At 75.6% G+C, this 21517-nt stretch carries 21 protein-coding genes; 12 read left to right on the top strand and 9 right to left on the bottom strand.

All coding sequences use genetic code 11. From position 1 onward, the window contains the following. Positions 1–31: 31 nt before the first annotated feature. Positions 32–1498, bottom strand: a complete 1467-nt coding sequence (locus tag NPS70_RS18040) for an aldehyde dehydrogenase family protein (protein WP_256525311.1) — start codon at positions 1496–1498, stop codon at positions 32–34. Between the two features lie 282 nt (positions 1499–1780). Between NPS70_RS18040 and NPS70_RS18035 the strand changes: the two genes are divergently transcribed. Next, positions 1781–2455 (top strand): class I SAM-dependent methyltransferase, encoded by a 675-nt coding sequence (locus NPS70_RS18035; protein WP_256525353.1) that lies wholly within the window; start codon positions 1781–1783, stop codon positions 2453–2455. A 91-nt stretch (positions 2456–2546) separates the two neighbouring features. Here the strand turns inward: NPS70_RS18035 and NPS70_RS18030 are convergent, their stop codons facing one another. Both NPS70_RS18030 and NPS70_RS18025 read right to left on the bottom strand, forming a co-directional pair. Beyond that, positions 2547–2918 (bottom strand): fic family toxin-antitoxin system, toxin component, encoded by a 372-nt coding sequence (locus tag NPS70_RS18030; protein ID WP_256525310.1) that lies wholly within the window; start codon positions 2916–2918, stop codon positions 2547–2549. Then, complete coding sequence (locus NPS70_RS18025; protein WP_256525309.1) at positions 2915–3130, bottom strand: antitoxin; 216 nt, start codon at positions 3128–3130, stop codon at positions 2915–2917. Before NPS70_RS18025 ends, NPS70_RS18030 begins: the two co-directional genes overlap by 4 nt. Positions 3131–3824: 694 nt before the next feature. Between NPS70_RS18025 and NPS70_RS18020 the strand changes: the two genes are divergently transcribed. Then, a complete protein-coding gene (locus NPS70_RS18020; protein WP_256525307.1) occupies positions 3825–5177 on the top strand; it encodes a hemolysin family protein in 1353 nt (450 codons plus the stop codon). After that, positions 5174–6190: a hemolysin family protein gene (locus NPS70_RS18015; protein WP_256525306.1), complete on the top strand. Its 1017-nt coding sequence runs from the start codon at positions 5174–5176 to the stop codon at positions 6188–6190. Before NPS70_RS18020 ends, NPS70_RS18015 begins: the two co-directional genes overlap by 4 nt. A 56-nt stretch (positions 6191–6246) precedes the next feature. Here the strand turns inward: NPS70_RS18015 and NPS70_RS18010 are convergent, their stop codons facing one another. Beyond that, the gene (locus NPS70_RS18010) at positions 6247–7251 is read right to left on the bottom strand and encodes a maleylpyruvate isomerase family mycothiol-dependent enzyme (protein ID WP_256525305.1); all 1005 of its coding nucleotides are present in this window, start codon (positions 7249–7251) and stop codon (positions 6247–6249) included. 63 nt (positions 7252–7314) lie between these two features. Here NPS70_RS18010 and NPS70_RS18005 point away from each other — a divergent pair, with 63 nt between their 5' ends. From NPS70_RS18005 to mug, 3 genes are all read left to right on the top strand, one after another. Further along, on the top strand, positions 7315–8121 hold the full coding sequence (locus tag NPS70_RS18005; protein WP_256525304.1) for an SGNH/GDSL hydrolase family protein: 807 nt from the start codon (positions 7315–7317) through the stop codon (positions 8119–8121). Between the two features lie 115 nt (positions 8122–8236). Beyond that, positions 8237–9679 (top strand): adenylosuccinate lyase, encoded by a 1443-nt coding sequence (purB, locus tag NPS70_RS18000; RefSeq protein ID WP_256525303.1) that lies wholly within the window; start codon positions 8237–8239, stop codon positions 9677–9679. Further along, positions 9676–10230 carry a G/U mismatch-specific DNA glycosylase gene (mug, locus tag NPS70_RS17995; RefSeq protein WP_256525352.1) on the top strand — a complete coding sequence of 185 codons (555 nt, stop codon included), beginning with the start codon at positions 9676–9678 and terminating at the stop codon, positions 10228–10230. The genes purB and mug overlap by 4 nt, the downstream gene beginning before the upstream one ends. Positions 10231–10299: 69 nt before the next feature. Here the strand turns inward: mug and NPS70_RS17990 are convergent, their stop codons facing one another. Further along, positions 10300–10755, bottom strand: a complete 456-nt coding sequence (locus NPS70_RS17990; RefSeq protein ID WP_256525302.1) for a hypothetical protein — start codon at positions 10753–10755, stop codon at positions 10300–10302. A gap of 198 nt (positions 10756–10953) precedes the next feature. Between NPS70_RS17990 and NPS70_RS17985 the strand changes: the two genes are divergently transcribed. Then, complete coding sequence (locus tag NPS70_RS17985; protein ID WP_256525301.1) at positions 10954–12111, top strand: ROK family transcriptional regulator; 1158 nt, start codon at positions 10954–10956, stop codon at positions 12109–12111. A gap of 83 nt (positions 12112–12194) precedes the next feature. Here the strand turns inward: NPS70_RS17985 and NPS70_RS17980 are convergent, their stop codons facing one another. Then, positions 12195–12959 (bottom strand): GntR family transcriptional regulator, encoded by a 765-nt coding sequence (locus NPS70_RS17980; RefSeq protein ID WP_256525300.1) that lies wholly within the window; start codon positions 12957–12959, stop codon positions 12195–12197. Between the two features lie 249 nt (positions 12960–13208). Continuing rightward, on the bottom strand, positions 13209–14102 hold the full coding sequence (locus tag NPS70_RS17975; protein WP_256525299.1) for an RNA polymerase sigma-70 factor: 894 nt from the start codon (positions 14100–14102) through the stop codon (positions 13209–13211). 274 nt (positions 14103–14376) lie between these two features. Between NPS70_RS17975 and NPS70_RS17970 the strand changes: the two genes are divergently transcribed. Both NPS70_RS17970 and NPS70_RS17965 read left to right on the top strand, forming a co-directional pair. Further along, positions 14377–15207 (top strand): alpha/beta fold hydrolase, encoded by an 831-nt coding sequence (locus NPS70_RS17970; RefSeq protein WP_256525298.1) that lies wholly within the window; start codon positions 14377–14379, stop codon positions 15205–15207. Positions 15208–15390: 183 nt separating this feature from the next. Next, complete coding sequence (locus tag NPS70_RS17965) at positions 15391–16782, top strand: GNAT family N-acetyltransferase (protein ID WP_256525297.1); 1392 nt, start codon at positions 15391–15393, stop codon at positions 16780–16782. Positions 16783–16923: 141 nt separating this feature from the next. Here the strand turns inward: NPS70_RS17965 and NPS70_RS17960 are convergent, their stop codons facing one another. Then, entirely contained in the window at positions 16924–18117 is a 1194-nt protein-coding gene (locus tag NPS70_RS17960; RefSeq protein ID WP_256525296.1) for a PLP-dependent aspartate aminotransferase family protein, read from the bottom strand. Between the two features lie 60 nt (positions 18118–18177). Here NPS70_RS17960 and NPS70_RS17955 point away from each other — a divergent pair, with 60 nt between their 5' ends. Both NPS70_RS17955 and NPS70_RS17950 read left to right on the top strand, forming a co-directional pair. Further along, entirely contained in the window at positions 18178–18681 is a 504-nt protein-coding gene (locus tag NPS70_RS17955) for an Lrp/AsnC family transcriptional regulator (protein ID WP_256525295.1), read from the top strand. Positions 18682–18716: 35 nt separating this feature from the next. Next, complete coding sequence (locus tag NPS70_RS17950; protein ID WP_256525294.1) at positions 18717–20399, top strand: DUF885 domain-containing protein; 1683 nt, start codon at positions 18717–18719, stop codon at positions 20397–20399. A gap of 73 nt (positions 20400–20472) precedes the next feature. On the opposite strand, the gene NPS70_RS17945 is transcribed toward NPS70_RS17950, so the two are convergent. Further along, complete coding sequence (locus NPS70_RS17945) at positions 20473–20970, bottom strand: rhodanese-like domain-containing protein (RefSeq protein WP_256525292.1); 498 nt, start codon at positions 20968–20970, stop codon at positions 20473–20475. 94 nt (positions 20971–21064) lie between these two features. On the opposite strand from NPS70_RS17945, the gene NPS70_RS17940 reads away from it, so the two are divergent. Continuing rightward, positions 21065–21511: an Lrp/AsnC family transcriptional regulator gene (locus NPS70_RS17940; RefSeq protein ID WP_256525291.1), complete on the top strand. Its 447-nt coding sequence runs from the start codon at positions 21065–21067 to the stop codon at positions 21509–21511. The last annotated feature ends 6 nt before the right edge of the window (positions 21512–21517 follow it).

Genomic DNA, 21517 nt, shown 5'->3' with positions numbered 1-21517 from the left:
CCGCCGGTCGCGGGCGGCGCGCGGGGCTCGGTCAGCCCTTGAACCATCCGGAGGGGGCGGGGCTGAGGTTCTGGTAGATGTGCTTGGCCTCCTGGTACTCGCGCAGCCCGGTGGGTCCGAGTTCGCGTCCGACGCCGGAGAGCCCGAAGCCGCCCCACTCGGCGCCGGGGACGTACGGGTGGAAGTCGTTGATCCACACCGTGCCGTGGCGCAGGCGCCCGGCGACGCGCTGGGCGCGGCTCGCGTCGGAGGTCCAGACGCCGCCCGCGAGGCCGTAGCGGGTGTCGTTGGCCAGTTCCACCGCCTCGTCCTCGGAGCGGAAGCGCTCGACGGTGACGACCGGGCCGAAGACCTCCTCCTGCACGATGCGCATGGTGCGGTCGCAGTCGGCGAAGACGGTCGGCCGCAGGAAGAATCCGCGGTCCAGCGCGGGGTCCGCGGGGCGGTCTCCCCCGGTGACGAGCCGGGCCCCCTCCTTGCGTCCCACGGCGATCATGCGCTCGACCTTCTCGCGGTGCTCGGCGGAGCTCAGCGGTCCGCTCTCGGTGCCCTGGTCCATGCCGTTGCCGAGCCTGATCGCCTCGGCGCGGCCCGCGAGGGCGTCGACGAAGCGGTCGTGCAGGGCGTCCTCGACCAGGAGGCGGGACCCGGCCGAGCAGACCTGGCCGGAGTGGAGGAAGGCGGCGTTGAGGGCGTTGTCGAGGGCGGCGTCGAAGTCGGCGTCGGCGAAGACGACGTTGGGGTTCTTGCCGCCCAGCTCCAGGGCGACGTTCTTCGGCCCCTCGGCGGCGCCCGCCATGATGGTGCGTCCGGTGGCCAGCCCTCCGGTGAAGGAGACGAGGTCGACCTCGGGGTGGGTGGTGAGCGCGGCCCCCACGGTGGCGCCCGCGCCGAGCACCAGGTTGGCGACCCCGGGCGGGGCGCCGGCCTCCTCGATGAGCCTGATCATGGCGATGGTGGTCAGGGGCGTGGTCTCGCTCGGCTTGAGCACGAAGGTGTTGCCCGCGGCGAGCGCCGGGGCGACCTTCCAGGAGGCCTGCAGCAGGGGGTAGTTCCAGGGGGCGACGAGCGCGCACACGCCGATCGGCTCGTGGACGACCCGGCTGAGGACGTCCGGGCCGACGTCCACGACGCGGCCGCCGTCCTTGTCGGCGACCTCGCCGTAGTAGCGGAAGGCGTTCGCCACGTCCTCGACGTCGATGCGGGCCTCGGCCAGCGTCTTGCCGGTGTCGAGGGTCTCGGTGCGGGCGATCTCCTCCTTGTCGCGCAGCAGGAGGCCGTGGACGCGCAGCAGCAGGTCGGCCCGGCGGCGGGTGGGGGCGGTGGCCCAGTCCGCCTCCCGGAAGGCCCGGCGGGCGGCGCGCACCGCACGGTCGACGTCGCCGGCGTCGGCCTCGTCGACGGTGGTGACGACGGAGCCGTCGTAGGGATTGACCACCTCGCGCCGCCCGCCGGCCGCCGCCGGTGTCCACTCGCCGCCGATGTACAACTCGCCCACCGTGGGTCTCCTTCGCATCCGGCCCGGTGTCGTGCCGATCGACTCGACGGTCAGCAACATGGCCCATGCGGGGCCGTCGGCCTACGGGACGCACCGCCGCGGGCGGGAGCCGGTGGCCCAGGCACCCCGGGCGGGCTAACGCACCGGGGTCCCGGCGTCCGGCGCGCGGGGCGTCCCGAACGGGGTGCGGGGTACCCGGAAGGCGCCGCGGAGCCTTGGGGCGGCCCCGGGCGGGGCAGAATGCCGGTGAGGGTGTGTCCTGCTGCGAGGAGGTCGGTGACGGTGGCCCTGCGCTCCCCCAAGGTCCCCGGCGACGCGGTGCACCATCCGCTGTTCGCCCGTTTCTACGCCCGGTTCAGCGTGGCGGCGGACGCCCGGGCGGGTGTCGCCGCGCACCGGGCGGAACTGCTGTCGGGGCTGTCCGGCCGGGTCGTGGAGATCGGGGCGGGCAACGGGCTGAACTTCGCCCACTACCCCCCGGCCGTCAGCGAGGTGGTGGCGATCGAGCCCGAGCGGACGCTGCGCGGCGCGGCCGTGGAGGCGGCGGTGCGTGCGGAGGTCCCGGTGGACGTGGTGCCGGGTACGGCGGAGGCCCTGCCGGTGAAGAGCGAGGGCTTCGACGCCGCGGTGGCCTCCCTGGTGCTGTGCTCCGTGCGCGATCTGCCGCGGGCGCTGGCGGAGCTCCGCCGGGTCCTCCGCCCGGGTGGGGAGCTGCGGTTCTTCGAGCACGTCGTGGCCCCGGCGCCGGGCCTGGCGCGGGTGCAGCGGGGGCTGGACCGCACGGTGTGGCCGCGGCTGTTCGGCGGCTGCCACACGGCGCGCGACACCCTGGCGGCGATCGCGGCGGCGGGCTTCGAGCAGCCGGTGTACCGGCGGCTGACGGTCCCGGAGCGCGGGGTGACCCTGCCCTCGTCGCCGTGCGTGCTCGGCAGCGCACGCAAGCCGGCGCACGGCTGACGGCCCCGGACGCCCGGCCGGGGCGCACGCCCCCGCCACCCCCGAGGCGCCGGCCGGCGGTGCGGGCGGCGACGTCGCCGGGCCGTGCGGCTCAGCGGCTCCAGCCGCGCAGCTCGCCCGCGATGGCGTGGACGTCGGCCCGGTCCCGGGCGACCAGGCGCGCGAGGTCGCGCACCCGCTCCGGCGAGGTCTCCACCTCGACACCCGAGGCGACGAGGTAGCCGTAGGCCACGGCGCTGGCGAAGAGGGCGTTGGAGTGCTCCAGCGCCGGCACCCGGAGCAGCAGGTGGAGCAGGGCCGCGGCGCGCTCGTGCGGATCGCCGTAGACGGGGGTCCCGAAGATCTCCGCGTCGTGGCGGGCCACGGCGGCGACGAGTGCGCCCCAGTCGGTCACCCGGGGGTCGCCGGGGGTGCGGTGCTCGGCCACCATCAGCAGCCAGGCGAGGTCGATCGGGAGGCTCACCGCCGGTCGCCGGGCTCCTCGGCGAAGGCCGAGGCGTAGTGCTCCATGAACGCCGCGGCCGAGTCCACGAAGGTGCGCCCGGCCTCGCCCGCGTCCCTGCGGACGAGTTCCTCGATGTAGCGGTTGACGCTCATGCCCCGGGCGTCCGCCTGGCGGCGGGCGGTCTCGGCGGTGCTGGTGTCCACGCGCACGTTCAGCTGGGTCTTGGCCATACCCCACGCTAGCGCCGCGGCGCTAGCACCGGCAAGGGGCCTGCGCGGCGCCGCCGTGCCGGGCTCGGGGCCCGTGGAGGACGGGCGGACACGGACGGGCGCACCGGAGGGAGCGGAGGCCGGGCTCACCCCCCGGCGGGCAGGCGGCTCGGGGCGCCCGCGTCCCGGACGGCGCCGAGGAGTGGCGCGAGCGGCCGCCCGGGAGCCGGGGCGCTGCCGGTCGCCGAACCGGAAGGGCGCCCGGCCGGGTCGGTGATCGCCGGACGGGACGGCCGGAGGCGCCGCCGGTACGGGCCGGCGGTCCTCCCCCTCCCGCCGGGGCGGGGCGTTCCGCGGGCGCTGCCGTCCGCGGCCGGGGAGCGGTTCCCCGCGGTCGGCGGCGGACGGGAGCCCCCCGGTGCCGGTGGAGGACGGTACGGCGCAGCGGGCGTGATCCCGCCGGGTGGACCACCGGCGGCGCAGTGTGGAGCCGCTCGGCCGAGGCCCCGTCCGGGCGGCGGGGCACCCGGCGGCGCGCCGCGGCACCCGCGTCCGCGCGACCGGCGCGCACGGCCGGCCGCGCGGCCTTCTACGATAGGGCCGACATCGGCCCCACGTTCGAAAGGTGTGAGCGTCCGCCCATGGGCGAGCCTCCCAGTAGCAGACATCGCGCGATCCGCCTCCCCCTGACCGATCATGGGACGGAGGTGAACCGATGACCGAAGTACTGCTGCTCGCCGTGGCCGTACTGCTCTCCCTCGCCTGCGGCGCCTTCGTCGCGGCCGAGTTCTCGCTGACGACCGTCGAGCGAGGCGAACTCGAACGGGCCGTGGAGCGGGGCGAGCGCGGCGCCGCGGGCGCGCTGAAGGCCGTCCGCAGCCTCACCTTCCAGCTGTCCGGCGCCCAGCTCGGCATCACGGTGACCAACCTGGTCGTGGGCATGCTCGCCGAGCCCTCGATCGCCGCGCTCATCCGCGGGCCCGTCGAGGCGCTCGGCTTCTCCCCCCAGGTGGCCTCCTCGGCCGCCCTGGTGATCGGCACCGCCCTGTCGACCGTGGTGCTGATGGTCGTCGGCGAGCTGGTGCCCAAGAACTGGGCCATCTCCTCGCCGCTGTCCGTCGCCAAGGTGGTCGCCGGGCCGCAGCGCCTGTTCACCGCGGCGTTCCGGCCCTTCATCGGCCACCTCAACAGCACCGCGAACCGGTTGGTCACCCGGCTGGGCATGGAGCCCACCGAGGAGCTCGCCTCCGCCCGCAGCCCCAAGGAGCTGGTGGCGCTCGCACGCCACTCCGCGAAGGAGGGCGCGCTGGAGGCGGACACCGCCGAGCTGTTCGTCCGCACCCTGAACCTGGCCGAGCTCACCACGGAGAACGTGATGACCCCGCGGGTGCAGGTGATGGCCCTGGACGTGTCGGCGACGGCCGAGGACATCGCCAACGCCACCCGTGCCACGGGGCTCTCCCGCTTCCCCGTCTACCGCGGCAGCCTGGACACGGTCGTCGGCATCGCGCACATCAAGGACGTGCTGGCCATCCCGGCCGCCGACCGCGCCCGGCGCGGTGTGTCGGCCCTGCTGCGCGAGCCGGTGCTGGTCCCGGAGAGCCTGACGGTCGACCGCCTGCTGGACCGCCTCTCCGGCCGGTCCACGCTGGCGGTGGTGATCGACGAGTACGGCGGCACCGCCGGGGTGGTGACGCTGGAGGACATCGTGGAGGAGGTCGTCGGGGAGGTCCGCGACGAGCACGACCCGCACGAGACCCCCGACCTGGCACGGGCCGGGGAGGACGCGGACGGCCGCGGCCTGTGGTCGGCGGACGGCGCGGCGCGCATCGACCAGCTGGCGGCGATCGGGCTTCAGGTCCCGGACGGCCCCTACGAGACCCTCGCGGGCGTGGTCGCGACCTCGCTCGGCCGCATCCCGGCCGAGGGCGACCGGATCGACCTGGCGGGCTGGCGCCTCGACGTCGTGGACGCCTCGGGGCGCCGCGCGGCCCGGGTGCTGATGCACGCGCCGCCCGGCGACGGGGCCGCGGGCGCCGGCGGCACCGGAGAGGAGGCGGGCCGATGACCGCGGTCCAGTTGCTGATCGGTCTCCTGACGCTGGTGGCCAACGCCTTCTTCGTCGGCGCCGAGTTCGCCCTGATCTCCGTGCGCCGCAGCCAGGTCGAGCCGGAGGCGCAGGCGGGCAACAAGCGCGCCCGGAGCGTGCTGTGGGCGCTGGAGCACGTCTCGGCGCTGCTCGCCGCCGCCCAGCTGGGCATCACGCTGTGCACCCTGGTGCTCGGCATCGTGGCGGAGCCGGCGATCGCGCACCTGCTGGAGCCGGTGTTCGACGCGGTCGGTGTGCCGCACCCGCTGGTGCACCCGATCTCGTTCGTCATCGCGCTGTCCGTGGCGACCTATCTGCACATGCTGCTGGGCGAGATGGTGCCGAAGAACATCGCGCTGGCCGAGCCCCGGCGCACGGCCCTGGTCCTCGGACCGCCGCTGGTGGCGCTGGCCCGGGCCCTGCGCCCGGTGATCTTCACGATCAACGCGCTGGCGAACGGGGTGCTGAAGCTGCTCCGGGTGGAGCCCAAGGACGAGGTCACGGCGACCTTCTCCGACGACGAGCTCGCCACCATGGTCCGGGACGCCGGTGAGGCCGGGCTGCTCGACGACCGCGCGGCCGTGCGGCTGCGGGACGCCCTGGAGCTGGGCCGCCGCCCGGTCCGGGACGTGGTGATGCCGGTCGAGCGGGTGGTGTACGCCAAGGCGGGCACGACGCCGGAGCAGCTGGAGGCCCTGTCGGCGGAGTCCGGGTTCTCCCGCTTCCCGGTCGTCGACACGGGCCGCCGGATCCTCGGCTACCTCCATGTGAAGGACGCGCTGGACGCGATGCCGCGGGACCTGCCGTTCCCGGTGACGGCGCTGCGCCCGATCGCCCGGGTGCGGGCGACCACCCCGCTGGACGACGTCCTCACCGCGATGCGCCGCAGCCGCACCCACCTCGCCGCGGTCCTGGACGAGGCGGGCCGGCCGGTGGGGCTGGTGACGATGGAGGACATCCTGCGGGAGCTGGTCGGGCGGCCCGGCGCCTGAGCCGCCCGGCGGCGGCGCGGACCGGCCCCGGCGGTGGACGCCGGGGCCGGTCCGCGTCACAGGGCGGTGGCGGAGAGCCAGGCGTCCAGCACGGCGCGGTCGCCGCGGACGGCCACCTCGGGATCCCCCGGGCGCCGACGCCCGTACACCAGCAGCAGCAGTGCGGCGGCGGGGGCCTCGACCCGCACGTCGACGGGGCCCGCGCAGGCGGTCCAGCGCAGGCCGCCGGGCCCGAAGCGCACCGTCCAGGCGGCGCCGGTGTCGCGGGCGGTCAGGCCGACGGAGCCCGTCGGCAGCGCGGCGAGCGGCTGCGCGAGGTGCGGTGCATGGGGCAGGTTCTCCAGGAACTCCGCGATGCCGTCGGCCGCCGCGGCGGGCCCGATCCGCGGCTCCTCGCCGAGCGCGGTCCGCGCGTCGGCGAGGTGGACGAGCGCCTCGAACAGCAGGCGGCGCGCGTAGTGGGCGACGCGCTGGTCCGCGCCCTGGGACCACATGGGCGTGTCCGGATCGGCCTTGCGGAGCACCGAGAGCGAGGCGTCCGCGGAGCGCGCCAGCCAGTCGGGGTGGGCGGCCGGGTCGTCCGGCAGGTCCGCGGGAACCTCGTGCGCCCACACCCGCTCCGCCGCGCGGATGCGCACCGTGTGGGCGACCCAGCGGTGGGTGGTGCCGTGGTGGCGCACCAGATCGGCGAGGGTCCACCCCGGGCAGGCGGGCACCGGGGTGGCGGGGTCGGCGTCCCGGGCGAGCCGCACCAGGCCGCCCACCAGGTCCTCCACGGCGTCGCAGTACAGCTCGTGCTGGTCGTCGTCGAGGCCGAAGCCGTCCGGGACCCGCAGCAGCGCCTGCCGCTCCCGGCCCGGCGGCCTGCGGTCGGCGGCGGCGCGCAGCAGGCGGGCGAGCGCGCGGCGGTCCGCGGGCGGAAGTCTGTCCAGGACCGCCCCGGTGCCCTCCAGCCAGGCGACGGCGGTGTCGGGGTCCAGCTCCCCGTCGTCGCAGGTGTCGATCGAGACCACCACGTCGGCCAGTGCCTCGGCCAGCGCGTGCAGCAGGGCGTCGCTCACGGGTCGCTCCCCTTCCCCGGTACGGAACCGGGGGACCCTACCGCGCGGTAGGATCACTGCGCCATGGAGACGCATGCCACCTACACCAGTTTCGTCGCGGTCGGCGACTCGTTCACCGAGGGCATGTCGGACCGGCTGCCCGACGGGAGCTACCGGGGGTGGGCCGACGTCCTCGCCGGGCGGCTGGCGGCCCGGGAGCCGGGCTTCCGCTACGCGAACCTCGCCGTGCGGGGCAAGCTCATCGGGCAGATCGTGAGCGAGCAGGTGGGCCCGGCTGCGGAGATGCGGGCCGACGTGGTCACGCTGGTCGGCGGCCTCAACGACGCGCTGCGCCCGCGCTGCGACATGGGCCGGGTCAGGGGCCTGCTGGAGGAGGCGGTGGCCCGGCTGGCACCCGCCTGCGGGACCCTGGTGCTGATGCGGTCCCCCGGTCGGCGCGGCCCGGTGATGGAGCGCTTCCGTCCGCGGATGGAGGAGCTGATCGCCCATGTCGACGCCCTCGCGGCGGCGTACGGGGCGCACGTCGTCGACCTGTACGGGGCCCCGGTGCTCGGCGACCCCCGGCTGTGGGCCGCGGACCGGCTGCACCTGACGGGTGAGGGCCACCGGCGCGTCGCCGAGGCCGTGTGGCAGACGCTGGGCCTGGCGCCGGAGGAGGACTGGCGGGCCGGGCTGCCGCCGGAGGCGCTGCCGGGCTGGTCCGCACGGCGGGCGGCGGACCTCCGCTTCGCCCGCGAGCACCTGGGGCCGTGGGTCGGGCGCCGGCTGACGGGGCGCTCCTCGGGCGACGGACTGCCGGCCAAGCGCCCCGGCCTGCTGCCCTACGAGCCCCCGCCGGGGCGGGGCGCCGGAGTGCCCGGCGGAGCCTGACGCTCCGGGCGGCGCGCCGCCGACGGCCCGGGGCCCCGGAGCCCGGCCCCTCGTAGCAAGCCACAACCGGGACCGCGGCGCTGGCCTGCAGGAACCACCAGTAGAATCCGGACACGTGACTGCTGTGTCTGCGAAGCCTCGCATCCCCAATGTCCTGGCCGGCCGCTACGCCTCCGCGGAGCTCGCCGTCCTCTGGTCCCCCGAGGAGAAGGTCAAGCTGGAGCGCCGGCTCTGGCTGGCGGTGCTGCGCGCCCAGAAGGACCTCGGCATCGACGTCCCCGACGAGGCCCTCGCGGACTACGAGCGCGTGCTCGACCAGGTCGACCTGGCGTCGATCGCCGAGCGGGAGAAGGTCACCCGCCACGACGTGAAGGCCCGCATCGAGGAGTTCAACGCCCTCGCCGGGCACGAGCACGTCCACAAGGGCATGACCTCGCGGGACCTCACGGAGAACGTGGAGCAGCTCCAGGTCCGCCTCTCGCTGGAACTGGTCCGCGACCGCACGGTGGCCGTCCTGGCCCGGCTGGGCCGGCTCGCGGGCGAGTACGCCGAACTCGTGATGGCGGGCCGCTCGCACAACGTCGCCGCTCAGGCGACGACGCTGGGCAAGCGCTTCGCCACCGCGGCCGACGAGCTGCTGGTGGCCTTCGGGCGGCTGGAGGACCTGCTGGAGCGCTACCCGCTGCGGGGCATCAAGGGCCCTGTCGGCACCGCGCAGGACATGCTGGACCTGCTGGGCGGCGACGCGGGCAAGCTGGCCGAGCTGGAGGAGCGCATCGCGGGCCACCTGGGCTTCGCCCGCGCCTTCACCTCGGTGGGCCAGGTCTACCCCCGCTCCCTCGACTACGACGTGGTCTCGGCGCTGGTGCAGCTGGCCGCCGGCCCCTCCTCCGTCGCCAGGACGGTCCGGCTGATGGCGGGCCACGAGCTGGTGACCGAGGGCTTCAAGCCGGGCCAGGTCGGCTCCTCGGCCATGCCGCACAAGATGAACACCCGTTCCTGCGAGCGCGTCAACGGCCTGATGGTCATCCTGCGCGGGTACGCCTCGATGACCGGCGAGCTGGCGGGCGACCAGTGGAACGAGGGCGACGTCTCCTGCTCGGTGGTGCGCCGCGTCGCCCTGCCCGACGCCTTCTTCGCCTTCGACGGCCTGCTGGAGACCTTCCTGACGGTCCTCGACGAGTTCGGCGCCTTCCCCGCCGTGGTCGCCCGCGAGCTGGACCGCTACCTGCCCTTCCTCGCCACCACCAAGGTCCTGATGGGCGCGGTGCGCGCCGGTGTCGGCCGCGAGGTGGCCCACGAGGCGATCAAGGAGCACGCGGTGGCCTCGGCGCTGGCCATGCGCGAGCAGGGCGCCGAGCGCAACGAGCTGCTGGACAAGCTGGCCGCGGACGAGCGCATCCCGCTGGACCGGGCCGCTCTGGACGCCCTGATGGCGGACAAGCTGTCCTTCACGGGGGCCGCGGCGGGCCAGGTCGCCTCGGTGGCGGCCCGGATCGAGGAGATCGTCAAGCGGCACCCGGAGGCGGCCGGCTACGCGCCGGGGGCGATCCTCTGACCCGCCCGACGGCGGCGGAGCTGGAGGCCGCCCGCGACCGGCTGGTGCCGGACGTGGCCGGGGACGGCCTGCGCGTGCTGTTCTGCGGGATCAACCCGGGGCTGATGACGGCGGCCACGGGCCACCACTTCGCGCGGCCCGGGAACCGCTTCTGGCCGGTGCTGCACCGGTCGGGGTTCACCCCGCGGCGCCTGGACCCCTCCGAGCAGCACCGGCTCCCGGCGCTGGGCCTGGGCATCACCAACGTCGTCGCCCGGGCCACCGCGCGGGCCGACGAACTGACGGCGGAGGAGTACCGCGAGGGAGGACGGCTGCTCGCGGAGAAGGTGGCGCGGCTGAGGCCGGGCTGGCTGGCGGTGGCGGGGGTCACCGCCTACCGCGCGGCCTTCGGCGAGCGCGGCGCCTCGGTAGGGCCCCAGCAGCGCACGGTCGGCGGGGTCCGGGTCTGGGTGCTGCCCAATCCCAGCGGCCTGAACGCCCACTGGTCCCTCGACGCGATGGCCGCGGCCTACGCGGAGCTGCGGACGGCCGCCGGACCGCCCCCGTGCTGAGGCCGGGCCGCGGGGCGGCGGCCGCAGCCGGGGGCGGCGGAGGGCGGGTCCCCGCCCCCGCCGTGACCCTCACGGCGGGTCGATCTCGGTGACGAGGACGAGGAGCTCCAGGCGCCCCTCGCCGCAGCGCGCCGCGGCCAGGCCCGCCCACCGGCGGCCGACCCGCCACAACAGGACGTCGTCGGCCCGCCGGACCGCCTCGTCCCAGGGGGCCGGGGGCGTCTGGCCCGCCGCGTCGCGGACCGAGGCGGACCAGAGTCCCAGGTGCTCGGGCGGCCCCCACCGGGCCCGGAGCGCCGCCGCCAGCGCCTCTCCCTGCGCGCGGCACCGCTCCGCCTGCCCGCCGGGGTCGCCGTCCTGCCCTCCGGGGTCGGCGGGAGGCCCGTTCGCCTCCGGCCCGGCCGGGCCGGGACGCGCCCGGTGGAAGCCCGGGCCGCTGTCGCCGAACCGGGTCGGCAGGTGCTCTGCCGGGAAGGGCTCTCGGAGCAGCGCGTCGATGGCGGCCAGATACCGGGCGGTGGTCATGGAGGCCAGTAAACGCCCCGGGTACGACAGTTGGCGGTGCGTCAGCGTCCCGCGGGCCCCCGTCGCCGGGCCCGGCGCCTCCGGCGGCGGGCGGCCGGAGCCCCGCCCGGGGCCGTGCGGGCTCCGGGCCGGATGCGCGGCTGTCCGCGTCGCCGAGTACGATCCGGCGACAACGCGTACGAGCCGGAAGGACACACAGTGGGGCGGCTGACCGGCGGAGACCCTTCGCTGCTGCGGCGGATCAACTCCGCGGTGGTGCTCCATTCCCTGCGGGCGGCCGACTCGCCCACGCTCACGGACCTGACCCGGATCACCGGGCTGTCCAGGCCCACGGTCGAGGGGGTCGTGGAGGGCCTCGTGGAGGCCGGGCTGGTGGTCGAGAGCGTCCCCGAGGAGGGCGGGGCCCGCCGCCAGGGGCGTCCCGCACGCCGCTACCGCTTCCGTGCGGAGGCCGGGCACCTGCTGGGCGTCGAGATCGGCCCCCACCGCATCGCGGCCCTGCTGTCGGGGCTCGACGGGCGGATCATCGGGGCGGGCAGCCGCGAGGTCACCCAGGCGGCGAGCGCCGAGGACCGGCTGGAGAAGGTGCGCTCGGTGGTCACCGACCTGCTGCGGCGCACCGGTGTGCCGCGCAGCAGCCTGCGGGCCGTGGGCGTGGGGTCGCCGGGCATCGTGGAGGCGGACGGCACGGTCCGCCTGTCGACGGCGCTGCCGGGGTGGACGGGGCTGCCGCTGGGCGAGCGGCTGGGCCGCTCCTTCCGCTGCCCGGTGCTGGTGGAGAACGACGCCAACGCGGCCGCCGTCGCCGAGCACTGGAAGGGTGCGGCGACGGAGTCCGACGACATCGTCTTCGTGATGGCGGGCCTGAGCCCGGGAGCCGGTTCGCTCATCGGCGGGAGGCTGCACCGGGGCTTCGGGGGTGCGGCGGGCGAGATCGGGGCGCTGCACCTGCTCGGGCGCGGGGTGGCGCCGGAGCGGCTGCTGTCCACGACGGGCGAGCCGCTGCACCCGCTGGACGAGCACGCCGTGGCCGAGGTGTTCGCCCTCGCCCGGCAGGGCGACGAGGGGGCCCGTGCCGCGGTCGAGCGGTTCCTCCAGCGCCTGGTGCACGACGTGGCGGCGCTGGTGCTGGCCCTCGATCCGGAGCTGGTGGTGGTGGGCGGCTGGGCCGCCGGTCTCGACGGCGTCCTGCCGCCGCTGCGCGAGGAGCTGGCTCGCTACTGCCTGCGGCCGCCCCAGGTGGCGCTGTCCCTGCTCGGCGAGGCCGCGGTCGCGACCGGAGCGCTGCGGCTCGCCCTGGACCACGTCGAGGAGCAGCTGTTCGCCGTGGAGGGCACGGTGACGGCCCGGCGCTGAGCGCCCCGGCGGGTCCGCGCCCGCACGGGCCGCCGGACGCACCCGCGCGCGGGCGTCGGGACCGGCGCCCCGGTGCGGTGCCCTCAGGAGACCCGGCGCTGCTCCTCGTCGTGGCGGATCTCCAGCCCGCCGTGGGCGCCGAAGGTGAGCCGGCAGGTGTCCGCCCGGTAGGTGGCGAGGGACACGGCAGCCGTCCGCCCCCCGGAGAAGTAGCGCGTGGTGACCACGAGGACCGGGGCGCCGGGCAGCCGGTCCAGTTCCTTGGCGTCCACGGCGCCGGCGGAGCCGAGTTCCACGGAGCGGTCCTGGCCCTCCAGCGGGAGGCGGGCGAGTTCGCGCAGCACGGTGCGGGCGAGGGCGGGGCCGGAGGGCGCGTCGATGGCCGTGAGCCCGGGCACGGAGGCCGCGGGGACGTGGAGCAGTTCCGCGGCGAGGGACTGGCCGTGGCTGGTGCGGACACGGCGGACCACATGGGTCTGCGCGTCCGGTCCGATCTCCAGGAGGCGGGCCACGGCCGCGGGCGGCACGGCGGCGGTGCACTCGGTCGGCTGCCAGGACTCGGGCCCGACCCCGGGCCAGGCGGTCTCGGAGGAGGCGACGTCGACGCCCATGCGGGGCGGCGCCACCGTGGTGCCGACGCCGCGGCGGCGCTGGAGGCGCCCTTCGAGTTCGAGCTGCTCCAGCGCCTGCCGGAGGGTGGCCCGGGCGACACCGAAACGGGCCGCCAGTTCGCGCTCGTTGGGCAGGATCTCGCCCACGGCGAACTCCGAGTCGAGCGCCTCGGCGAGCACCGTCTTGAGGTGCCAGTACTTAGGTTCCGGCACCGTGTCCAGCTGCGTGGTCCCCACCCTGACTCCTCCGCAATCGCCGTGTTCCCGGCGGCTTTCCGTGCCCTTGTTTATTAAAGGTTCCTGCACTAACCCTGTGACCATAGAACCGGCCACCCCCTTGGTCAAGACCAATGCCGCGGTCGTCACCCAGGGAGACGGAGCGACTCCGCAGGGCGTTCACAGGGATGTCGTATCCACGCGCCACCCGCACGCACAAGTCCCCGCGCCCGAATCGGACACGGGGTCCGACATGCACGGACAGCGGTTTCAGGACGGGGCGGGAGCGGCGAAGGCCCGGAGCTTGTCCGGGTTGCGGATGATATAGACACACGTGATGCGCCCGTCCCGGGCCTCCAACTGGATGACGCTGTCCGGCCGTCCGCCGACGGACACCAGGAGGGCGGGCGCCCCGTTGGCCTCGACGAAGGAGTACTGCGTCCCCTCGGCCGGGTCGCGGGTGACGGCGTGCAGGAAACGGCCCACCTTGTCGGCGGTCACGAGGACCCTGCGCGGCGCCTTGGCCTTGCCTCCGCTGTCGCCGACCAGCGTGACGTCGGGGGCCAGCAGGCGGAGCAGTCCCGCGAGGTCGCCGCCCGCGGCGGCCTCCAGGAAGCGCTCCGTCAGCTCGCGGCACCGGGCGGGGTCGGCGTCGAAGCGGCGGCGCCGCTCCGCGACGTGCCGCCGGGCCCGGCCCGCGAGCTGGCGCACGGCCGCCTCGCTCTTCTCCAGCGTCGCGGCGATCTCCGTGTACGGGAAGCCGAAGGCCTCGCGGAGCACGAACACCGCGCGCTCCGAGGGGCTGAGGCTCTCCAGGACCACCAGCACGGCGACCGAGACCGTGTCCGCGAGGAGCGCGCGTTCGGCGGTGTCGGGGACCTGCGGGCCGTAGTTCGTCGCCACGGGTTCCGGCAGCCAGGGGCCCACGTAGGTCTCGCGCCGGGACGTGAGGTGCCGCAGCCGGTCGATCGCCAGGCGGGTGGTGATCCGGACCAGGAAGGCCCCCGGCTCGCGCACCGCCGCCCGGTCCGCGGAGGACCAGCGCAGCCACGCCTCCTGGACCACGTCCTCGGCGTCGGCGACCCGGCCGAGCATCCGGTAGGCCACCCCCGTCAGGAGGGCACGGTGCTCTTCGAAGACGTCGGTCGCGGCGGGGGTCCCCATAGCCCCCATCCCAGTCCACCGGCGGGCGCGCTGTCCAGCGGATTCGCAACGGCCGGGCGGCGGTGGAGCGCCCGGCGGCGCACCCCCGGCCGTGCGGCGCGTCCGCCGCGGAGCCCACCCGGCCCGCCCCCGGTGCCACCACTCCCCCACCGCCTTCCGCCCACACCCCTTGCCCTTGCCCTTGCCCTTGCCCTTGCCCTTGCCCTTGCCCTTGAACCTACCGCCCGGTAATCATGGCTGACGGACCGTCCGGACCTCCAGGGAGCAGCAGGACATGGCCTCAGCGATCTCGTTTCCCGTCCCCGGCGACCACGGCAGCCGGTCGCTGACGCTCGCCTACGAGCGCCGGGGCTCCGGGGCTCCGCTGCTGCTCCTGCACGGCATCGGGCACCACTGGCAGGCGTGGGAGCCGGTGCTGGACGTCCTGGCGGCGGAGCGCGAGGTGGTCGCCGTGGACCTGCCGGGCTTCGGCGCCTCGTCACCGCTGCCCGACGGCCTCCCCTACGCCCTCCCGACGGTCACGGCGGTGCTGGACGCCTTCTGCCGCGAGCTGGGCGTCGACCGCCCGCACGTCGCGGGGAACTCCCTGGGCGGCCTGCTCGCCCTGGAGCTGGGCCGGGCGAAGCTGGTGCGGTCGGTCACCGCGCTCTCCCCGGCCGGGTTCTGGTCGGAGGCCGAGCGGGTCTACGCCTTCACCGCCCTGAGGGCCATGCGCCTGGCGGCCCGCTCCCTGCCCGGCCCGGCCGTGGAGCGCCTGGCGCGGACCACCGCCGGACGCGCCGTGCTGGTCAGCTCGATCTACGCCCGCCCCGGCCGCCGCGCACCGCAGGCGGCGGCCGCCGAGACGCGGGCGCTGCGCGGGGCGACGGGGTTCGCCCGGACCCTGGACGCCGGCGGGCGGGTGCGCTTCACGGACGACGTGCCCGGTGTCCCGGTGACCATCGCCTGGGGCACCAGGGACCGCCTGCTGGTGCCCCGCCAGGGGCCGCGCGCCAAGCACACCATCCCGGCCGCCCGCCTGGTGCGCCTGCCGGGGTGCGGCCATGTGCCGATGAGCGACGATCCGGCACTGGTGGCCCGGGTGCTCCTCGACGGCAGCCGCTGACCAGGCGCCCGCACAGCCCCCGGGCGCCCCTGCCTTCCCGGCAGCGGGCGGATTCCTGTGCGGATCCGGCCGAAACCTCATGCGATTCGGCCGGAAAAGGACGATAGCGGCCTCGATCGGCCTTTAACTCATCAGTCACAAAGCGTTCGTGATCACGCAACACCCTTCGTCCACAGTGGCCACATGACTGAGGCGACATCCGCGAAGAAGACCCTCCGCACCCCCCACTGGCGGCGCGACGTGATCGAGCTCGCCGCCCTCTTCACCGCGGTGGCGGTCGCCGACGCCCTCGCGAACCTGGTCGGTCACGGACCCGACGGCCCCTTCCTGCTCGTCGCCTCGGCCGCCGTCCTCGTCGCGACCGCCGCCTTCCACACCTGGTGGGCGCACCGGCACCGCCACGCCCCGCCCCCCGACGACGGGGCCCCCGGCCCGGCGGCGGCCGGGGACGGCGCGGTCCGGGAGACCGCGCTGTGGCGGATGCGGACCACGGTCGAGGACGCACCCGGGAGCCTGGCGGCGCTGTGCGCGGCCCTGGCCGCGCTGCGGGTGGACATCCTCACCCTCCAGACCCACCCCCTCGGCGACGGCACCGCCGACGAGTTCCTGCTGCGCGCCCCCGCCGAGGTCGACGCCCAGCGCCTGTCCCGCGAGGTCGCGGCGGCCGGGGGCCGGGACACCTGGACCGAGCGGGCCGACGCCCACGACCTCGTGGACACCCCCACCCGGGTGCTGGGGCTCGCCACCAGGACGGCTCTGGACGCGGCGGAACTCCCCCTCGCCCTGCGCCAGCTGCTCGGGCGGTGCACCATCCGCTCGCGCCCGCCCGTCTCCCTCAGCGGTCGCCCCGTCGGGGACATGCCGCCGGTGGAAGGCGTGCTGGAGGACACCGTTATGCATCTGCGCGACCCCGCCGGGGGCGCGATCACCGTCGAGCGCCCGTACCTCCCGTTCACCCCGACCGAGTTCGCCCGGGCCCGGGCGCTGGTCGAACTGGACGCGCGGCTCGGCCCCCGGGTCCCGCGCCGCCAGGACGTGCTGACGCTCCCCGCGGGCAACGAGATCATCGTCCGGCGCGCCGACCAGGCGGACGTCCCGGCCGCGCTCGCCATGCACGAGCGGTGCTCGGAGCGTACGCGCTCGCTGCGCTACCACGGCCCCGTGGCCGACGCGGACCGCTACCTCAACCACCTGCTGAGCCCGCGCTACGGCCGCACCCTCGCCGTGCAGACCGCGTCCGGCCGGCTCGTGGCCCTGGGCCACCTGCTGTGGGACGGGGACGAGACCGAGGTGGCCCTCGTCGTCGAGGACGCCTGGCAGCGGCGCGGGATCGGATCCGAGCTGCTGCGGCGGCTGGTCGGTCTCGCCGCGGAGGCGGGCTGCGCCAGCGTCTACGCCGTGACCCAGGCGTCCAACACCGGCATGGTCGCGGCGATGCGGGGACTCGGCCTGCCGCTCGACTACCAGATCGAGGAGGGCACGCTGGTGGTCACCGCCCGCCTGGACCCCTCCGCGTCCGCCCTCCCGGAGACGTACCGCGGGCACGCGCGGACACCGGGGCGCGGCGAGCACTGAGCCGTGCGGGCGGCGCTGCCGGGCCCCCGGGACACCGAGACGACGGCCGGGCGGGCGGACCGGCGGCGAGGCGGCTCCGCCCCGCCGCCGGGGAGGGCGGTGGGGCGGCTCCGCCCCGCGAGGGACCGGCCCGCCGCGCCGTCAGGAGCCCAGCAGCTCCGCGGGCCGGGCCGCGGCCGCCGGACGGCCCCGGCCGCCGAGCGCCCCGGTCAGGTCCCGCCACAGGTCCTCGACGTCCTCCAGACCGACGGACATCCGCAGCAGTCGGTCGCTGACGCCCGCCGACCGCCGGTCGCCCTCGTCCACGATCCGGTGGCTGATCGACGCCGGGTGCTGGATGAGCGTGTCCACGCTGCCCAGACTGACCGCGGGGGTGATCAGCCGGACCCCGGCGACGACCTCCAGGGGGTCGCCGTAGGTCTCGAAGGAGACCATGGCCCCGCCGACGGACGGGTAGTGCACCGCGGCCACACGCGGGTCCGCGGCCAGGCGGCGGGCCAGGTCCGCGGCGGTCCTCGACGCCGCCCGGACGCGCACCGGCAGCGTGGACAGCCCCCGCAGCAGCAGGTAGCCCGCGAGGGGGTGCAGCACGCCGCCGGTGGCGAAACGGATCCGGCGCAGCGTCCGGGCGGACTCCTCGTCGCAGGCGACCACACCGCCCATCACGTCGCCGTGGCCGCCGAGGTACTTGGTGGCGCTGTGCAGCACCATCCGGGCACCCTCCTCCGCGGGGCGCTGGAGCACGGGGGTGGCGAAGGTGTTGTCGACGAGCAGCGGCACCGATCCGCAGGCGTGGCGCACCGCCCGCAGGTCCACCTCGGCGAGGGTGGGGTTGGCCGGGGTCTCCACCATCACCAGCCCGGTGTCCGGGCGCAGCGCGTCGGCGATGCCCGCCGGGTCGGTCCAGGTGACCTCCGTGCCGAGCAGCCCGGCGGTCAGCAGGTGGTCGCTGCACCCGTACAGCGGGCGGACGGCGACGACGTGGCGCAGGCCCTCGCCGGCCCGCGCCAGCAGCACGGCCGTGAGCGCGGCCATCCCGCTGGCGAAGGCGACGGCCGCCTCGGTGCCCTCCAGCGCGGCCAGCGCCGTCTCGAACCGGGCGGTGGTGGGGTTGTCGAGCCGGGCGTAGACGGGCGGGCCGTCGAGGCGTGCGCCGGTCTCGGCGAAGGCGTCGATCCGGGCCGCTTCGGCGGCGGCGTCGTAGGAGGGGTAGGTTGTCGAAAGATCGAGCGGCGGGGCGTGCAGGCCCAGTTCCGCGAGATCCTCGCGGCCGGCGTGCACGGCGTCGGTGGCCAGGGCCCGGGATACGGGCGCGGCCGCTGCTGCGTTCTCCATGGGCGGCACTGTGAACAGTTACCGAGAAGTAGCCCCCTGACCCCGTGCTACGTTCGGCGCATGGCCGAATCCGTCGCACTGGACCCGGTGGATCTCCACATTCTCCGGCTCCTTCAGAACGACGCCCGGACCACCTACCGCGATCTGGCCGCCGAGGTCGGGGTGGCGCCCTCCACCTGCCTGGACCGGGTCGCCCGGCTCCGCCGCTCCGGCGTTATCACCGGGCACCGGCTGGCCCTCGACCCCGCCCGCCTGGGACGCGGACTCCAGGCCCTGCTGATGGTCCAGGTGCGGCCGCACCGCCGGGAGCTGATCGGACCGTTCGTCGAGCGCATCAGGGCACTGCCGGAGTCGCTCGCCCTCTTCCACCTCACCGGCCCCGACGACTACCTGGTGCACGTCGCGGTGTCCGACATGGCGGACCTCCAACGTCTGGTTCTGGACGAGTTCACCTCGCAGCGGGAAGTGGCCCGGGTGGAGACGAGGCTGATATTCCAGCAGTGGGAGTGCGGTCCGCTGCTGCCGCCGGCCCCGGCACGTCAGGCCACCCGCGGCGAAGGGTGATGACGCGGCGGCCGCCCGCGTACCAGGATGGCCCCATGCCAGCCACTTCCAGCACCGCGCTGCCGCGCCAGGTCGCCGACGCCTACGTCGACGCACTCGTCGAACTCGACCCGATCACCGGTACGTACCTGGGGATCCCGGAGAGCTCCGGGCTGCTCCCCGACTTCTCCCCCGCCGGCCGGGAGGAGGTGGCCGCACTCGGGCGCCGCACCCTGGACCTGCTCGCCGCGGCGGAACGGCTGCCCGGCGCCGAGGCCGAGACCGAGCGGCGCTGCGCGCGCCTGCTGCGCGAGCGCCTCACCGCCGAACTCGCCGTCCACGAGGCGGGCGAGGGGCTGCGGACGGTGAGCAACATCCACTCGCCCGCCCACGCGGTGCGGGAGGTCTTCACGGTCACGCCGACCGCGACGGAGGAGGACTGGTCGGCCGTCGCGGAGCGGCTGCGGGCCGTCCCGAGGGCCCTGGACGGATACCGCGCCTCGCTGGCCCTCGGACTCGACCGCGGGCTCTACGGCGGCCCCCGGGCGACCGCCACCTTCGTCGGCCAGCTGACCGAGTGGATCGGCGGCGGCCGCGGCTGGTTCGAGGAGTTCGCCGCCGGGGGGCCCGCCTCCCTGCGGGTGGAGCTGGACGTCGCGGCCCGCGGGGCGACCGAGGCGCTGGTGTCCCTGCGGGACTGGATGCGGGAGGTGTACGCGCCGGCGGTCCAGGGGGCGCCCGAGACCGTGGGCCGCGAACGGTACGCCCGCTGGTCGCGCTACTTCAACGGCACCGACCTCGACCTCGACGAGGCCTACGCCTACGGCTGGTCCGAGTACCACCGGCTGCTCGCCGAGATGCGGGCGGAGGCCGCGCGGATCCTGCCCGGCGCGGGCCCCTGGGAGGCGCTCGCCCACCTCGACGAGCACGGCGAGCACATCGAGGGCGAGGAGGAGGTGCGCGTCTGGCTGCAGAAGCTGATGGACGAGGCGATCGACGCGCTCGACGGCACCCACTTCGACCTCGCCGACCGGGTACGCCGGGTGGAGTCGTGCATCGCGCCGCCCGGAGGCGCCGCGGCCCCCTACTACACGCCCCCCTCGGAGGACTTCTCCCGGCCGGGCCGCACCTGGCTGCCGACCATGGGCGAGTCCCGGTTCCCGGTGTACGACCTGGTGTCCACCTGGTACCACGAGGGCGTACCGGGCCACCACCTCCAGCTCGCGCAGTGGGTGCACGTGGCCGACCGCCTCTCCCGCTACCAGGCCACCATCGGCACGGTCAGCGCCAACTGCGAGGGCTGGGCGCTGTACGCCGAGCGCCTGATGGACGAGCTGGGCTTCCTCCCGGACGCGGAGCGCCGCCTGGGCTACCTGGACGCGCAGATGATGCGGGCCTGCCGGGTGATCGTGGACATCGGCATGCACCTGGAGCTGGAGATCCCGGCGGACTCCCCCTTCCACCCCGGGGAGCGGTGGACGCCGGAGCTCGCGCAGGAGTTCTTCGGCGCGCACAGCGGACGCCCCGCCGACTTCGTGGAGAGCGAGCTGACCCGCTACCTCTCCATGCCGGGCCAGGCGATCGGCTACAAGCTGGGCGAGCGCGCCTGGCTGCTGGGCCGGGAGAACGCGCGGCGTGCGCACGGTGACGGCTTCGACGCGAAGGCCTGGCACATGGCCGCGCTGTCCCAGGGGTCGCTCGGGCTGGACGACCTGGTGGACGAGCTCTCCCGGCTCTGACCGGCACCGGGCCCCTCCGCGCCGCTCCCGCGGAGGGGCCCGGCACGCGCCGCATGCGTGTGCCGGCCGGGAGTCAGCAGCCGCAGGTGCCCGGGGCGGTGGGGGCGGTCAGGGGGTCCGGTGAGCGGCGCTCGGGCCCCCGGGCCGTGTCGTAGGCGAAGCCCTCGCGGGCCCAGTACTCGAAACCGCCGAGCATCTCCTTGACCCGGAAGCCGCGTTCGGCGAGGGCGAGGGCCGAGCGGGCGGCGCCGTCGCATCCGGGCCCCCAGCAGTAGGCCACCACCGGGACCGCCCGGTCGAGCAGCCGCTCCGCCTGCTCGGGTACGAGGGCGGTGGGGAGGTGGACCGCGCCGGGGACGTGCCCCTGGTCCCACGCCTCGGTGGAACGGGAGTCGACGAGGACGAACCCGGGCCCGCCCGGCGCGGCCAGGGCGGCGGCGACGTCGGCGACGTCGGTGTGGAAGGCCAGGCTCGCCCGGAAGTGGGCGGCGGCGGCCTCGGGCGAAGCGGGCGGAACCCGCAGGACGGGGCAGTCGGTCCGGGGGGCGGTGGGCTGCGGTGTGCTGTTCATGACGGAAAACCTATGGCTGCTTCTCGCCGTGCTGAAGGCATCTTCCACGGGGTCCACCGTGATCGGCCGTGGAATCCCCTGTCATCATCGACGGATGACGGGATATTCACCGGACACCACGGATCGGCGCATCCTGGCGGTCCTCCAGGCGCAGGGCCGCATCGGCTTCACCCAGCTCGCCAGGGAGGTGGCCATGTCGGCGAGCGCGGTCACCGAACGGGTCCGGCGGCTGGAGGACGCGGGTGTCATCACGGGCTACGCGGCCGTGGTCGAACCCGAGCGGCTGGGGCTTCCGGTCCTGGCGTTCGTGCGGCTGCGCTACCCGAACGGCAACTACAAGCCCTTCCACGACCTGCTGGAGACGACGCCGGAGATCGTCGAGGCACACCATGTGACGGGTGACGACTGCTTCGTGCTCAAGGTCACCGCCCGCTCGATGCGGCACCTGGAGGAGGTGTCGGGGAGGATCGGCGCCCTCGGCTCGGTCACCACGAGCGTGGTGTACTCCTCCCCCCTGCCGCGGCGTGCGGTGGGCGGCTGACACCCG

Source organism: Streptomyces sp. C10-9-1, from assembly GCF_024497955.1.
Lineage (GTDB): Bacteria > Actinomycetota > Actinomycetes > Streptomycetales > Streptomycetaceae > Streptomyces > Streptomyces sanyensis.
Note: the sequence above shows the minus strand (reverse complement) of the source record. Positions and strands in the feature narration are given on the sequence as shown.

What these genes read in the sequence shown, in the direction of transcription:
- NPS70_RS18025 (WP_256525309.1), bottom strand. Translation starts at nt 3,130, where the DNA reads ATGGCCAAGACCCAGCTGAACGTGCGCGTGGACACCAGCACCGCCGAG.
- NPS70_RS18020 (WP_256525307.1), top strand. Translation starts at nt 3,825, where the DNA reads ATGACCGAAGTACTGCTGCTCGCCGTGGCCGTACTGCTCTCCCTCGCC.
- NPS70_RS18015 (WP_256525306.1), top strand. Translation starts at nt 5,174, where the DNA reads ATGACCGCGGTCCAGTTGCTGATCGGTCTCCTGACGCTGGTGGCCAAC.
- NPS70_RS18005 (WP_256525304.1), top strand. Translation starts at nt 7,315, where the DNA reads ATGGAGACGCATGCCACCTACACCAGTTTCGTCGCGGTCGGCGACTCG.
- NPS70_RS17990 (WP_256525302.1), bottom strand. Translation starts at nt 10,755, where the DNA reads ATGACCACCGCCCGGTATCTGGCCGCCATCGACGCGCTGCTCCGAGAG.
- NPS70_RS17975 (WP_256525299.1), bottom strand. Translation starts at nt 14,102, where the DNA reads ATGGGGACCCCCGCCGCGACCGACGTCTTCGAAGAGCACCGTGCCCTC.
- NPS70_RS17970 (WP_256525298.1), top strand. Translation starts at nt 14,377, where the DNA reads ATGGCCTCAGCGATCTCGTTTCCCGTCCCCGGCGACCACGGCAGCCGG.
- NPS70_RS17965 (WP_256525297.1), top strand. Translation starts at nt 15,391, where the DNA reads ATGACTGAGGCGACATCCGCGAAGAAGACCCTCCGCACCCCCCACTGG.
- NPS70_RS17960 (WP_256525296.1), bottom strand. Translation starts at nt 18,117, where the DNA reads ATGGAGAACGCAGCAGCGGCCGCGCCCGTATCCCGGGCCCTGGCCACC.
- NPS70_RS17955 (WP_256525295.1), top strand. Translation starts at nt 18,178, where the DNA reads ATGGCCGAATCCGTCGCACTGGACCCGGTGGATCTCCACATTCTCCGG.
- NPS70_RS17950 (WP_256525294.1), top strand. Translation starts at nt 18,717, where the DNA reads ATGCCAGCCACTTCCAGCACCGCGCTGCCGCGCCAGGTCGCCGACGCC.
- NPS70_RS17945 (WP_256525292.1), bottom strand. Translation starts at nt 20,970, where the DNA reads ATGAACAGCACACCGCAGCCCACCGCCCCCCGGACCGACTGCCCCGTC.
- NPS70_RS17940 (WP_256525291.1), top strand. Translation starts at nt 21,065, where the DNA reads ATGACGGGATATTCACCGGACACCACGGATCGGCGCATCCTGGCGGTC.